The organism is Desulfopila sp. IMCC35008, from assembly GCF_010646885.2.
Taxonomy (GTDB): Bacteria; Desulfobacterota; Desulfobulbia; order Desulfobulbales; family Desulfocapsaceae; genus Desulfopila.
Genome location: NZ_CP050700.1, coordinates 2,631,453 through 2,644,996 on the forward strand (window position 1 = coordinate 2,631,453; position 13,544 = coordinate 2,644,996).

The following is a 13,544-nucleotide window of genomic DNA, read 5'->3' on the forward strand; positions in this document are numbered from 1 at the left end:
TTCCTCATTTCTACGACTTCCGGAAGTCATTGGCGTTTATCTCGTGACGTTTGATGATTTTTTGCAGTGCAACTCTTGAGAGTTGCGAAATTTCAGCGGCGTGGCTTACATTCCCCCCGGTTTTCTCCAGCAGGGTTCGTATGTATTCCGTAGTAAACGAATCAACCAACCGTTCTTTGGCCTCTTTATATGGCTCGAGCTCTCCATCGATCATGATCATATCGGAATTTTTGTCACCCTGCGGCTGCGGTGGTTCAACACCCCGCAGATACTCTAGAGTGATAACCTCCTCAGGGCAGAACATAACAGTCCTGCGAATGACATTCTGGAGTTCTCGTACATTCCCCGGCCACTTCCGATGACAAAGAGCGGCCAATGCGCGCTCATCGAATCTTTTGAGAGGGAGGTCTAGCTCACATGCCACCTTCTTACTGAAATGTGCTACCAATGCAGGGATATCCTCCTTGATCTCCTGTAGACTCGGGGTCGTGAGGGTAACGACATTCAATCGGTAAAAAAGATCCTCCCTGAACTGCCTGTCGGCAATCATACTTTCCAGGTCCAGGTTGGTAAGGGCAATGACTCGTACGTCTATTTTCCTGGTTCGTGAGGCACCGAGCGGTTTAATCTCCTGCTCCTGCAGGACACGAAGTAGTTTGGCCTGTAATCCAATTGGTATATCACCCACCTCGTCAAGGCATATCGTACCGCCATCAGCATCTGCAAAAAGTCCGTTCTGGTCATGGGTCGCCCCTGTAAAAGAGCCACGGGTATGACCAAACAGTTCCGATTCCAGAAGGTGTTCCGGTATAGCCGGACAGTTAACCATGACAAGTGGCTTGTCTGATCGTTTACTGAGGGTGTGAATGGCTCGCGCAGCCAGTTCTTTCCCGGTACCTGATTCACCACGGATAAGCGCTGTATAATTTGATCGTGCCACCGTCTGCAGGTTGGATTGAAATCGTTTCATCGGCTCGGATTCCCCAACAAATTCTGTGGCAATCTGCTTATCACATACCTGTTGCTTGAGATTATAATTCTCTCGCAGCAGCCTAGAACGTTCGAGCGCCTTGCTCATGGTCCTGGTCAACAGTTCCCGGTCAAAAGGTTTGGTTATGAAATCATAAGCTCCGAGCTTAATAGCCTCAACAGCAGTTTCAATGGTGCCAAAACCTGTCATCATCACCACGGTAATCCATGGATCATGGTTAGTAAGTTCCTCAAGCAATTCCAGGCCACTCATTCCCGGCATTTGAATATCCAACAGCGCTAGCTCTGCATCATTATCTTCCAGATAATAAAGGGCCTCTTTGGCGCCTGCTGCGGTGGCCACCGAGATACCGGGAAACTCTTTGGCAATCATTCTTTTGAGGCCATTCAACATATCCACCTCATCGTCAACGATCAGCAAGTGGTGTTTATTCATGTCCTGTCTCCACTACCGGCAGGGAAATTATAAATTTGGTAGGTTGTCCAGTCTTGCTCTCTACCCTGATGTCACCATTGTGATCTTTGATAATGCCATAACTGACGGACAGCCCAAGCCCCGTACCCTTGCCCGGTGGCTTGGTGGTAAAGAACGGATCGAATATTTTCGCAATTTTCTCCTCAGCTATACCTACGCCGGTGTCTTCAACCACGACGGTACAACTATCAGTAGCTCTATTTAACGAGCTGCGTATAGTTATCGTCCCGTCTTTATTGATCGCATGTGAGCTGTTTATCAGCAGGTTGAGGATCACCTGTTTGATTTTATCAACATCCAGAAGTAACTCCGGCAGATCTTCCTGGAGTTCCATCACCATATCAATTCTATTTTTCTGAAACTGCGATGCAACCATCGAAACCACCTCAGAGATAATGGGATTTATCGAAGCAGGCGCTTTTACAGTCCTCTGCTGGTGTGCAAATTTTAACAGATCGGCAATAATGTTACGGCAGTTTCCTGCATGTTTCTCTATAATTTTCAAGTCACCTTTAGCTTCATCAGACAACTCTGGTTCATCTTTTAACAGGTCAATATGGCACAGAATGACCCCAAGTGGATTATTGATCTCGTGAGCAATACCCGCGGCAAGCTGCCCCATTGAAACAAGCTTTTCGGTCTGTTGTATTTTGGTTTCAAGCTTCTTTTGCTCGGTAATATCCCTAACATAACAAACCAGGTTATCCACAACCCCTATTGTTGATTGAATCGGGTAAAAGTAGATAAGAAAAATCTCTCCATTCGGAAGCCTGACTTCTTTTGTTACCGGTGCATCCGGCATCTCCCGGAACACATCTTCACAAAGTGTAAGCGGACACTGATTTTGCAGCTGCAACTCAAGAGGAGTCAGATCAAGTATTTTTTCGAGTATAAGTCCGTGTCTTTTAAGAAATTCCTGGTTTACTATTTTAATACGTGCACAATGGTCAAGCAAGATGACAGGATCCGAAATACCATCGAACACCGACTGCAGTAACTCCTTCCCCTGCAGCAACTGCTCGGTATAGTTCTCAAGTTGCTGTCTGTTCTTCTTCAATTCACTTGCAATCACTTTTGCCGCTTGATTCAGTTCATCAATCTCATCTATGTTCCGTGAGTATGTCTCATCGCTAACGTCCCTCTCATCTTTTAATGCTTCTTTAAAGATATCGAGCAGGTTGTGGAGATTCTGGACAATAAAACGATTAAAAAATACGCTGATAATTGTATAAAGAGCGAGGATAAGTGGAATGCCGACCATAAAAGCTGCAATAGCTGACTCCTTGATCTTGGCAAGACTGAGATCAACGGGAAGGCCAACACTGATAAGTCCGACCACCTCTCCGGGGGTTCGATAAAACCCCCTGCTATCGCCATACAGATCAATTATTTTCCGGGGTGCATCTGCCGGATCCCCGTGACAATAGGTACAGGAGCTTGCAAGGTATTCAGGTTGAAAACGCATATAATATCGCCTGGACTCGAAATCAACAATACCGTGCCACTCATCCATTTCAGGGTTTTCCCTGAATTTGTCAATCATTTCAGCTTCGATGGAGTTGGCCTCGTAATGAGGGTTTCGAGCATTGACCGCGACCCTGCGATACGAGAAATCCTTGAGGGTTTCATTTACCCTCTCCATAACGGAACGACTCACGAATGACGAGGACATTGCCTCGAGGATAAATGTTTCATCTTCAAGCGTCTCGTACATCTTAGGCCGAAGTATTTCACGAACATATTTCCGGTTTGCCGCCATGGCAGTCATAACCAGCTCGGTCTTTTCGTAGGCCTCCTCTTCCAGCGTTTTTTTGGCGTTATGGTAGACGGTTACGGAACTCAATCCGACAAAAAAGAGAAGAATAGCTGCCAGTCCCAGCAAAAACTTGGTCTGCACACGAGTCTGTTTCATTATGCGTCTATCTTCTGACACGTTTCCTCTCCATTACCTTGGGGCTAAACTACCAAGCAGTACGCCACAACCTGTTATTACTTAAACAATGACCAGGTGATATATTCTCTAGTTGCGGTTTAGCACAAAAAACACATAGCCGATTACAATAATGAGAATCACCACAACTTCAACAACTGTCAGTCGCAAAAGCATCAGACAAATCTTCCGTTGTGACGGTGTCATTGTCAGGACAATACGGTTCATTATGTATCGAAACAAAACGGTGTTTATCGTTTTTTTCTGATAGAGCCGCAGATACTCCTGAATCCCCCTGAGCCACATGACAGTATGGCGCTCCAGTTCAGATTCCTCCTCAAATTCAGGATCCGTATAAACCACCGTCGCAAGATAGTTGTCTTTAACCGGCGTGATGGAAAGAAAATTATAATCCCCTTCAGTAAATTCCACATTGAGCATCGCAGGCGTGCCGCTCACAAAACTGCCATTCAGGATAAATTCTCTCTCAGAGCTGTAGTCTTTCAACTCAGCCTGAAAAGTATCACCATCCTGCTTGAACGAAAGAACCGTCCAGAGTGGATTGAGGCGAATGAGCTTTTCGGCATCAATCAGTTTTCCTGGGAATATCTCCAGGGTTTTATCGGTGATCTGCAGTTTTAACTCGTATTCTTTCTTCATATTTCAGGTGACTGTCAACAAGGGACATGGAAGAAGAGGATGTAGTTTCTCATTTGATATACGTGCCGCAAGACCAGGGGACATTTTTACAGAGGTGAGCCGAAATGGTTTTTTCATAAAGCCGCCCAGTACCACAACCTCAGAATTCAACTCTTCGGCGACCTCGGCGATGGTCTCCTCAATATCGCCAGCAACTTTCATGAACCGGACATTCTCAGATACTGAATAAGTGACACGAATCCTTTCCCAGTCTTCAGTAATTTCACGGCCAAGCTGTTCATCGACATAGTCGATAAACCTGTTCCTGGTTCCAGAGCTGTTCAGCCAATCATCCCCAGTCATAACGGACCAGTCCTTGTCAACGATGGTAAGTATAGTCAGCTGAACATCCGACACCCCGGGAAGCATGGTTTCGAAAACATATTTTTCAGCCTGTTTCGCCCCTTCTGAACCATGTGTGCACAACAGAATATTGGTAAACATGAGATACTCGCAAATACAACTATTTTTGAACTGAAAAACCCGTGATCACAATATATTATTGCAATCACGGGTCGAGTTTGTCAATCTCTCCCCTCTTTTTCCTGCCAGGGAGTTTGAACGGTTAATGACCGATTATACGAGCCACTTGGTAAAAAGGAGCACCCCAAAAGTGGTAATCAGGCAAAACACCAGGGCCGTTATGTCTTCACTTCGTTCACTGGAAAATACGGAGAGTGCTCTTTCTTCCAGCTTTTTACCGTTCTCGTTTTGGTCTTTATTATTTTCACTCATATTCTATCTCCTATCAATGTAAAACAACATCCTTAACCAGCCAGAGAACAACAAAAAAGGATAATGTTGCCTTGGCAATACCCGAGATGCCACCAATAACAAGTGGCCAGCCGCCTGCCTGGAAAATTGCTTTCTTGGTGATCTGCATGCCAAGGCCAATGAGGCCGAAGGCAAAAAACCAGATCATGAAATCGGTGAGAACGGTGACCGTCTTCGATTTCTTGTGAACCTGCTTGACTGCGTGCTTGATAACACCTTTAACTTCACTATCAAGCTTAATCTCTTTTGCCTTTGCAGCAGCAAGAACACCCTGAAGCTCGGTCATACGTTCACGGCCCACCAGGTCAAACTGTTTCTTGTTGTCACGTTCTTCAAAGTTACCTGCAATCTGGTGCTGTTTATGAAGATCCTGCACAGCTTTCATCTGCACCTCGGTGAGCCCGGTAATGGTCCCTGCCTTCAGCGCCCCATCAAGAGTATTCCATTCCTCATCTGTGATCTGTGTACGTTCGTTATAGCTTACATCGATGAATTTCCCTTTATAATGGTTCGGCGGCGAAAAAAGCCCCATGGAAGACATGACAAACAGCAACAGAAAACCAAGAATAAAAATTGGGAATTTATCAATAACAACAGATTTGAAACTGAGCTTCTGGCCGGACTCCTTGCCAAACCAGGTAGCGAGTACCAAAACAATAATAGGCAGAAAAAGTACACGGGTAATATTGAAAATTTCAGCAACTTTCAGGGTCTTGATATCAACAGCATTGAACGCAAGGGCTGCAGCGGCAACCTGAGCAGAGTTGAGGATTCCGGTACCTGCCCATGCTCCGAACTGCACCGGATTCATGCCAACCATCTTACCCACGGTCGGGAAGATAAACATGCAAAGAATACCGAACGAGAGGATGGTACCGATTGTGTATGCCATCTCCTCACTCTTGGCTTTGACGACAGGTGCAACAGCAACAGTGGCAGAAACACCACAGACACCCATACCGGCAGATAAGACGCCGGTCATGGTCTTGGGCTGCTTGAAGACGCTGCCAAGCCAGAGAACCAGGAAAACGGTTCCGAGAACAAAGAAACCGATCAACCATACAGAATATACACCAAGTTTTGCGAGCTCGGCAAAACTGTACCGTGCACCCAGCATGATAACACCCATTTTCAGAACAAAACGGGCGCACTTCACACCTTCACCGGCAAACTTGGGAATCCCGACTGTATTGGTAATAACAACACCGGTGAGAAGACCAAGAACAACGTAGTTGAGGTTCATGATCTTGTAGATTGCAAATCCGAGTACAGGCTCCAGCGCCTTACTCCAGATTTTAACCATTGGCTCGGCGTACCAGCGAATGAACATGGCCAGCGCAAGCAGCAGAATAATGCCACCAATCGGACGCAAAAAAAAGCGATCCAGAATGGTGTCCTGGGGTTCCCGGACTGTATTGATTACAGCCCCCAAAATTCCGACCCCGGCAATGATCAGACTGAGTGTAACCTGAAGATCCATTGTTTTATGGGTGCTCAGGTATTTCATGACAGGCAGCAGCGCTCCAGAGGAAGCGATAAGCCCGTAAATGAGAAGTATGCCGGACATTATAAAAACCGGCATGTTCCGTTGTGCGTTAGACATGAATGTCCTCCCGTTAGGTGAATAGTTCTGTGCTGTATGAATTTCCTTGTTCGGCCCCTCAGTCGATACGTCATACAGCACGTTTTCTTGTAACAGAGAGGTTATAGCAGAATCTATACCACCTTGTGACATTTCAATGACACACAAGATAAACAACTACTTTTACATCATATTAAATACAGTAGAGCCTGGAGATTAATTGACTAACAACCTGAAACCTCCTAAAATGTGACACCTCCGGGCAACACTGTTGCCCGGAGTTAGCATCAACGCGAACATTTCGTAAAAACGCTCTCTATATTTTGATTACTTTGGAGGGCCGGGTGTTAAATAAGCGACTACAGGTGCAACTCCGGGTACATTTTGTACCCAAATATTATGAGAACTTTCACTCTTATTTTTCACCTATCGGGCGAGAAGAGATGGCCACTTCGACTCACGAAAAATCCAGGTTAACCTGGATTTTTCATGCCCCCAGGAACATCGTGTCGAGCTGGTGTCGCCTGAGCTGGTGAGAAATTAGGGCTAAATGTATGAACTCGTGTTTATACTACGAACGTGGGGTGTAAAGAAAACCAACTTTTCGCATAGCAGGAATACGATGCAGGAAATGGTAAATGACAGCGCACAAATGATGCACTACGAAGTTGCAATCCTTTTGAGACAAATCGTGGATATGCAAAAGGCGCCAAAAGAATTCTTCAGTTTTCCTGAGTTCCCTCTGTTGGCAACCTGAGCCACAATATCCTGTAGGAGTATATATAGAGGCAGGCAGCAATCAAAACCCCGAACAAATTTTGCATAAACATAATGACCAAGAACCCGATAATAACACAGAGCATCGGAAAGAAATGGTACAGGGGAGTGGGGAGCCAGATAATCATCTTATAGCCTCCTGACGCTTTTATGCTTATTATTATCTATTTTACCATTACGACCCCATTGCTTCAAGGTGGGTTCAGAAAGCAAAACTTTCTTTGTTTTTAAGCCTCACAAGGTTCACTTATTAATTAAAAAAAACGGATTGGGACAATGGGAATTAAGGAGATAACGGAAAGTGCTCTCGCACAACTGCAGCACGGCAGCTCACGAAGAGATATTTTTACAAGTATGTCTGCTGCGAACCCAGCTGATACTGGCAAAATTGCCTACTGTATTGCTTCCATACCGGAGGACAGCCTGCGTACCCGATATTTGCGTCATAACGCATTGCTCTGCCTGTTGCTTATCGTCTACTCAGTTTTAAGTATCATTAGCGGACTCCCGATACCACAGGGTGAACCCACAATATTTCTGGTACTGACAGCCGGAGTACCTCTCGTTTTCTGTTATTTTACCTTCAGGTTTCACGGGGGAATATACCGGATTATGGGATTATGGTTTCTCGTCGATATTTTTGAGACCGCACTGTTGAAAGGGGCACCGGATGGACTCTCAGTTTTGAAACTGCTCACCCTGTTCTTGATCGTGACCCTTTCTTTCCTAATAGGCCGCAAGATGTTTCCCAACCTCAGGGTTCTTGGTCCTAAAAAGGACGAATCAGGTCATTACCAGTTATGATCAGCACACTCAGGTCATTCGCCTGGAAGTAAAAAGGGAGGCATTGGATATGAAGGCAAAAGACCCGGTGTGTTTATCAATCAAAGCCTGAACCTCCTCCTGTGAAGCTGGTTGTACTCCTATTTCCCGACAAAGCTCTTCTTCTAACCGAGTCATCATCACAATGTTTATCCGGCTTGTTTTTTCCATCATCGCAAGGGCCGTCCCACCATTGCCGGCATACGCATTCACCAGTTCCGCAAAGGTGTTTTCTCTACCGCCCATCCGGAAATAGGGCAAAAATGTCGTTGACCCAACCCCATCTCTGCATTCTGCAAGAATTATGAGTGTACCACCGTCTTTAACAAGGTTTGCAGCATTATGGACCGATTTATGAACCTGAATCATATTGATGTCTTTCGGGTACCCTCCTGCTGAGGCGAGAACCATACCAAATTGTTCATCCACATCAACCCGGTAATAGCGATCAAGTTCTCTGCAAACGTCCAGGAAGTTGTCATAACTCCTGCCAAAAAAATATTGTGCAGGTTTTCCCTTACTGTTCAGTAAAGCGTGGATCGATAAATATTCAGGTAGCATGTCATGGATTTCTTCAAGATCAGCTGCCAGGGGATTCCCCTCCAGGTTACCTGGCCAACAGCCTGTTGAGAGGCTCTTCTCTTCTGTATCCAGGAAGAGGCTATGGTTTGCGTAGATCGCACTTCTTTCAGCAACCCCGGGGAAAAGGAGTTTCCTGCCTCCCCCATATCCTGCAAAATAGTGGTGGGAGATTGCACCAACGGTCAGGATGAGGTCCGACTCTATCACATCCCTCCTTACTTTTGCGGCAGTTCCTCTTACTGTTTCACCTCGTTGTATAAAAGTATCCTCATCGTGACAGTCATGATGGACAAAGGTGTAGCGATCGAAAATCTCTCCATACGCTGCCCGGCTCTCCTCATCTGATTGCGGAGGATGGGTTCCATAGGCGATATAGAAACATATCTGCTCCGGCCCCAGCCCTTTAGCATGCAAAGCCTGCACAATCCATGGCAGAATAGTTTCATACCCGCAGAGTCTTGTCTTATCGGCTACAACGATGGCAGCATTTTTAACCTCAGCTTTTTCACTCAAGAGAGTTGTGAACTTGTCGATAAAGTTTTCTTTATTTATATCAACTTCTGGATCGCCAACCTTTAACTCCTTAACCTGTCCGGACAACGAGAATTGAATGGTTCCTATCCCATATTTGAGTTGAGCCACAGCCATAATAATCTCCCTGCAATTGTTACCAGACTCGAATTTTGCATACTGAACGAAAAACCTCTACCCAACCTACTCAAGGACACTCAACGACACAACACTTACCAGACCAGGCCACCATCTTTCTACTGCAGGCCATAGCCATATAATGAGCGTTTAATTATTTTGAGTGCCTATTGTTATCTGGTCGCAATCAACCCATTGACAGATAATATATTCTCTTCTAGTTTTCAGCATCCAGGGAGGCTGAAGTGGCAGTCTAATGCCTTCAGGTTTTGCTTATAAGTGGTAAGGACTTCATCCACCAGGTTAACACCACCATACTACCTTTTTCAATCAATTCTGCAGTAATCAGGGTCCAGAGAGGAGTCAGATAAATGGCGAAATTACTGTTGTTGGGTGTCTTATCCGGTGCATTTTTCAGCTCAACATTTATACTCAATGAACTCATGAGCCTGAAAGGAGGGCATTGGGTCTGGTCTGCTTCACTTCGCTACCTCTTTATGTTTCTGCTGCTGACAGGCATTGCACTCTTTAATGGCGGCATACAACAACTTTCGGCTCTTACCCGTCTCTTCAACTCATACTGGAAATTCTGGGTTCTTACCGGCAGTATAGGCTTCGGCGGATTCTACTCACTCATCTGTTTCAGTGCCGACTTTTCACCAGGCTGGGTCATAGCAGCGACCTGGCAATTCACTGTTGTGGCAAGCCTATTTGTGTTTATGCTGTTCGGGCATTCGTTTAAAAATCGTGTCTGGCTCTTTTCGTTGCTCATTTTTATAGGGGTCCTCCTCGTTAATGTATCCCACATTGAGGAGTTTAGCCTGAAAGCCCTTTTATACGGAGGTGCCCCCGTACTTTTGGCTGCATTCTGTTACCCCCTCGGAAATCAACTGGTATGGGAAGCAAGCCATGGAGGCAATACCAGGATCCCTGACATTGCCTCCCCATTGCTTGAGAACGTCTTTAATAAGGTGCTCCTTATGACTGCAGGGTCTCTCCCTCTCTGGGCCGTGCTCATCCTCACATCACACCCCCCTGCCCCCAGTGCAGACCAGATAGCAAACACCTTATTGGTGGCACTTCTCTCCGGGGTGTTTGCTACGTCTCTATTTCTTTTTGCCAGGAATTTGGCATCAACACCGGGGGAACTTGCCGGAGTTGATGCTACCCAGGCCAGCGAAGTCATATTTGCGCTCTTGGGAGGAATTCTATTTCTTGGAGGAAGCACTCCAACAGTTACCTCAATAACTGGTCTCATTTTGATAATGGCAGGACTCATCCTCTTCATAAGATTTCAGGATGGTTGAGAAGTTATCCAGCAATATTCGAGACAATATTAAAAGCTTAAGTACCGGCGGTTGTTCTTCTATTTATGGGATATAGACATAAAACCATTTGGCATTTAAAAGGATTTTGATAAAGCTTTGAGGGTCATTCATCGAGGTAAGATGTTTATAGGACTTCACCGCAAATCGCCCTGGTTGTAAAGCCATATAAATATCACTGATCGCATCCCCAGACACCCAGGCAATTTCATTGTTTGCCAGGATTACTTGATTCCTTCTGTTTTCCGGAAGCGAAGAGAGTTGAATGGCATGGGCCAGATATTCCTGGGGTGCCGGCCCAGGCGCATCTGCTGTTGAATGATGGTGGAAAACCGCATGGGTAATTTCATGCACAATAGTACCAAAATAATGAATACGATCAAATGGTTCATCATACATGGTTGGGTTATTGTTATTCTCAATAATTGATCGAAATGACATGACTTGTATCTTATCCTTTCGGATATCATAGCTGCCAAACGCCTTATAACCAAGATGGTCAATCCCCTGTTCAATTACCTCAATGAATATTTGTCTCTTCGGCAATAGATCGTACTGTTTGAGCAGATGAAGGGCATGGTCGGATGCATCGCAGATCATGGCTTCGATTTCACCATCTCCAGCAAGAACATCCACCATGGATTGGTTGGGACATTTTTTTGCCAAGGATTCAGAGGCAAAAATGAAAAGGTATGCAATAGTTAAGAAAACAACGCTTGCGTGACGCATTTGCACCTCACTCGTACTGGGAAAGTAAAAAGTAGAAGCAGATTAGTAACAATAATTCTTTTTATCTGATTGTCAGTATTATGTAGCCAATCAACTATGCGCTCCAGGAAGGGCTGCTTCATGTTTTACCGGCAATTACAGTGTCTCGTATTTGCGGGGTATTGGTACTCGTCCTCGACAAGATGACGTTGTAATGTGGTTGATGACAGATTGATATATAAGTATATATTACGTACATCAGCACCACTTGACGCGTCCCCCACAATGAGATCATTTCTCGATGCACCGGAAGATATCCCGTGAGCCCTTAGGAACTGATCGAGGTGGTTAAAAAATCACTCTCCATTCAAAAAAACAATTTGTTATAAATATAAAAACAGGAAAAAGATGTCCGAATTAAACAATAAGGTTTTATGCAGAGCTGAAGATGATCTCATTCGCTGTTGGTGGGGACATGAACCACCGGACTATCGTAGATATCATGATAAAGAATGGGGGTTTCCAGTTGCAGACGACATCAGACTCTTTGAAAAAATATGCTTAGAAGGTTTTCAGTCAGGACTCTCATGGCTAACCATTCTGCGCAAGCGTGATAATTTCAGAGATGCGTTTGCAGGTTTCGACTTTAACAGAGTTGCTGCATTCGATGATAAAGATGTTGCCATCCTCTTGCAAAATGCGGGCATCATCCGCCATCGTGGAAAAATCGAGGCGACCATTAATAATGCTCAACGGGCACTTGAAATCGTTGATGAATTCGGTAGCCTCGCGAAGTACGTATGGTCTTGGGAACCTGATACCCGCGAACCCGGAATCGGGAAAAATGACAACAACGCCCCCGCTCCAACTATAACAAGGACATCACAACTACTCAGCAAAGATCTTAAAAAACGCGGCTGGAAGTTTTTTGGCCCAACAACCGCTTACGCCTTCATGCAAGCCATGGGACTTGTGAATGACCATTTAGAGGGGTGTGCGATACGCGAAAGAGCGGCACAGGCACGTCGTGAATTTATCCCGCCTCAGTAAAGCATTACATCTTATCTGCCTGGATACCTTTTTGATTGGAGAGGTTAACGTTGCCACATGACAGATCTCTCTCTATTCAAAACAACAGAAGACTGGTGCTGCATAGTACGACCGTCAAAGTTATTCAGCCAAAGCTGCTAATTTTGCTTCATTTCCCCTCATAATCCAGGGTTTACTCAGTTAACAGAGAACTCAGTGTTACGTATTAACACATAGTGTGCCCCCTTTTCTTCACCTCGCTTACCATCATCACAAACGATGAGCAGAAAGTGTTTGTTCTCATATACCAATGGAGCCAATCCCTCAATATTCCTGATTCCTTTTAATTTTGGCAACACAACTTTCGTTGGAGAGTTGTGTTTCGTGCCGTCCCACGCCCAGACCCTCGAACGTTTCTTCCCGTTTTTATTGGTTACTTCACTCGCGACAAGATACCTTTTCAATTGAGGAAAGTATTCCATCGCACGAATACCACTTCCTCCGACATCTAACAGAATCAACTGATCGCTGAACAGAGGAGGCTCATTGTCTTCAAAAAGCGAGAATGGATTTAGAATTTCAAGAACAATCGCCTTTCCGTTAAATAGTGGTTCACGGAGACCGACAAGAAGTTTCTTCCCGGATTTATCAAAACTCAATCCTTCAATATTAATTGCATCCATCAATATTTCATCAAATTCCTGTAATTGCTGAAGTTGTTTAATCACATAGGGTTGTATCGAATGAGCTTCACCTGTCAAAGTTACCGAATTGTTTTGTACCTTCAGCTTCAAGAGTTGCTCTCGATCTTCTTTTCTTTTACCCTTTCGGGTAACTGAATGTGAGGTAATTGCAAAAAGAGTGGAATCACCGGAAGCAGTAATTCCTTCAAGGTCATCAACCTCTACCCCGACGGAAAGAGATTTACCTCGTGCCAGAACACCCCGTTCGGAGCGTTGTTGAGGTCGAACAAAATAGAGAGGGGTTCCCCTTTCATCTTCAATAACTATTACCGCCCCTGTTTTCACCTGAACAACCCCGGATGGTTCATAAAGCGAATCAAATGTAGATATTTCTATCGCTACATCACCAGCTTCTACAACCACTGTGCAAAAGAGATGAAGGAGGGCGAAAACAACAGGAAACGTTAGAGTTCTTGATTGCATGAGAAGCTTATTTTTCATGACGATCCTTTCAAATTTT

At 45.0% G+C, this 13,544-nt stretch carries 13 protein-coding genes; 4 read left to right on the forward strand and 9 right to left on the reverse strand.

Annotated elements, in window-relative coordinates:
• Positions 1 to 10: 10 nt before the first annotated feature.
• The 6 genes from GA520_RS11560 to GA520_RS11585 form a co-directional block, all read right to left on the reverse strand.
• Complete coding sequence (locus tag GA520_RS11560) at positions 11 to 1,426, reverse strand: sigma-54 dependent transcriptional regulator (protein ID WP_163340121.1); 1,416 nt, start codon at positions 1,424 to 1,426, stop codon at positions 11 to 13.
• Positions 1,419 to 3,377: a DUF3365 domain-containing protein gene (locus tag GA520_RS11565; RefSeq protein ID WP_163340122.1), complete on the reverse strand. Its 1,959-nt coding sequence runs from the start codon at positions 3,375 to 3,377 to the stop codon at positions 1,419 to 1,421. Before GA520_RS11565 ends, GA520_RS11560 begins: the two co-directional genes overlap by 8 nt.
• Positions 3,378 to 3,485: 108 nt before the next feature.
• On the reverse strand, positions 3,486 to 4,055 hold the full coding sequence (locus GA520_RS11570; RefSeq protein WP_163340123.1) for a hypothetical protein: 570 nt from the start codon (positions 4,053 to 4,055) through the stop codon (positions 3,486 to 3,488).
• Positions 4,056 to 4,058: 3 nt separating this feature from the next.
• Positions 4,059 to 4,538: a universal stress protein gene (locus tag GA520_RS11575; RefSeq protein WP_163340124.1), complete on the reverse strand. Its 480-nt coding sequence runs from the start codon at positions 4,536 to 4,538 to the stop codon at positions 4,059 to 4,061.
• 132 nt (positions 4,539 to 4,670) lie between these two features.
• Positions 4,671 to 4,829, reverse strand: coding sequence for a hypothetical protein (locus GA520_RS11580; RefSeq protein ID WP_167528832.1), 159 nt, complete (start codon positions 4,827 to 4,829; stop codon positions 4,671 to 4,673).
• A gap of 13 nt (positions 4,830 to 4,842) precedes the next feature.
• Positions 4,843 to 6,471 carry a YeiH family protein gene (locus GA520_RS11585; RefSeq protein ID WP_163340125.1) on the reverse strand — a complete coding sequence of 543 codons (1,629 nt, stop codon included), beginning with the start codon at positions 6,469 to 6,471 and terminating at the stop codon, positions 4,843 to 4,845.
• Between the two features lie 601 nt (positions 6,472 to 7,072).
• On the opposite strand from GA520_RS11585, the gene GA520_RS11590 reads away from it, so the two are divergent.
• The gene (locus tag GA520_RS11590; protein ID WP_255494432.1) at positions 7,073 to 7,207 is read left to right on the forward strand and encodes a hypothetical protein; all 135 of its coding nucleotides are present in this window, start codon (positions 7,073 to 7,075) and stop codon (positions 7,205 to 7,207) included.
• A gap of 296 nt (positions 7,208 to 7,503) precedes the next feature.
• Entirely contained in the window at positions 7,504 to 8,031 is a 528-nt protein-coding gene (locus GA520_RS11595; RefSeq protein ID WP_163340126.1) for a hypothetical protein, read from the forward strand.
• Between the two features lie 9 nt (positions 8,032 to 8,040).
• Here the strand turns inward: GA520_RS11595 and larA are convergent, their stop codons facing one another.
• Entirely contained in the window at positions 8,041 to 9,279 is a 1,239-nt protein-coding gene (gene larA, locus GA520_RS11600; protein WP_163340127.1) for a nickel-dependent lactate racemase, read from the reverse strand.
• A 371-nt stretch (positions 9,280 to 9,650) separates the two neighbouring features.
• Between larA and GA520_RS11605 the strand changes: the two genes are divergently transcribed.
• Entirely contained in the window at positions 9,651 to 10,586 is a 936-nt protein-coding gene (locus GA520_RS11605; protein WP_163340128.1) for a multidrug resistance efflux transporter family protein, read from the forward strand.
• Between the two features lie 63 nt (positions 10,587 to 10,649).
• Here GA520_RS11605 and GA520_RS11610 read toward each other — a convergent pair whose 3' ends face one another.
• Positions 10,650 to 11,333, reverse strand: coding sequence for a DUF6639 family protein (locus tag GA520_RS11610; RefSeq protein WP_163340129.1), 684 nt, complete (start codon positions 11,331 to 11,333; stop codon positions 10,650 to 10,652).
• Between the two features lie 387 nt (positions 11,334 to 11,720).
• On the opposite strand from GA520_RS11610, the gene GA520_RS11615 reads away from it, so the two are divergent.
• Positions 11,721 to 12,362, forward strand: coding sequence for a DNA-3-methyladenine glycosylase I (locus GA520_RS11615; protein ID WP_163340130.1), 642 nt, complete (start codon positions 11,721 to 11,723; stop codon positions 12,360 to 12,362).
• Between the two features lie 176 nt (positions 12,363 to 12,538).
• Here the strand turns inward: GA520_RS11615 and GA520_RS11620 are convergent, their stop codons facing one another.
• Positions 12,539 to 13,525 (reverse strand): DUF3616 domain-containing protein, encoded by a 987-nt coding sequence (locus tag GA520_RS11620; RefSeq protein ID WP_163340131.1) that lies wholly within the window; start codon positions 13,523 to 13,525, stop codon positions 12,539 to 12,541.
• Positions 13,526 to 13,544 lie beyond the last annotated feature (19 nt).

Coding starts and splice junctions, on each gene's coding strand:
- GA520_RS11595 (WP_163340126.1), top strand. CDS start 7,504: ATGGGAATTAAGGAGATAACGGAAAGTGCTCTCGCACAACTGCAGCAC.
- GA520_RS11590 (WP_255494432.1), top strand. CDS start 7,073: ATGCAGGAAATGGTAAATGACAGCGCACAAATGATGCACTACGAAGTT.
- GA520_RS11605 (WP_163340128.1), top strand. CDS start 9,651: ATGGCGAAATTACTGTTGTTGGGTGTCTTATCCGGTGCATTTTTCAGC.
- GA520_RS11560 (WP_163340121.1), bottom strand. CDS start 1,426: ATGAATAAACACCACTTGCTGATCGTTGACGATGAGGTGGATATGTTG.
- GA520_RS11620 (WP_163340131.1), bottom strand. CDS start 13,525: ATGAAAAATAAGCTTCTCATGCAATCAAGAACTCTAACGTTTCCTGTT.
- GA520_RS11575 (WP_163340124.1), bottom strand. CDS start 4,538: ATGTTTACCAATATTCTGTTGTGCACACATGGTTCAGAAGGGGCGAAA.
- GA520_RS11565 (WP_163340122.1), bottom strand. CDS start 3,377: ATGAAACAGACTCGTGTGCAGACCAAGTTTTTGCTGGGACTGGCAGCT.
- larA (WP_163340127.1), bottom strand. CDS start 9,279: ATGGCTGTGGCTCAACTCAAATATGGGATAGGAACCATTCAATTCTCG.
- GA520_RS11615 (WP_163340130.1), top strand. CDS start 11,721: ATGTCCGAATTAAACAATAAGGTTTTATGCAGAGCTGAAGATGATCTC.
- GA520_RS11570 (WP_163340123.1), bottom strand. CDS start 4,055: ATGAAGAAAGAATACGAGTTAAAACTGCAGATCACCGATAAAACCCTG.
- GA520_RS11585 (WP_163340125.1), bottom strand. CDS start 6,471: ATGTCTAACGCACAACGGAACATGCCGGTTTTTATAATGTCCGGCATA.
- GA520_RS11580 (WP_167528832.1), bottom strand. CDS start 4,829: ATGAGTGAAAATAATAAAGACCAAAACGAGAACGGTAAAAAGCTGGAA.
- GA520_RS11610 (WP_163340129.1), bottom strand. CDS start 11,333: ATGCGTCACGCAAGCGTTGTTTTCTTAACTATTGCATACCTTTTCATT.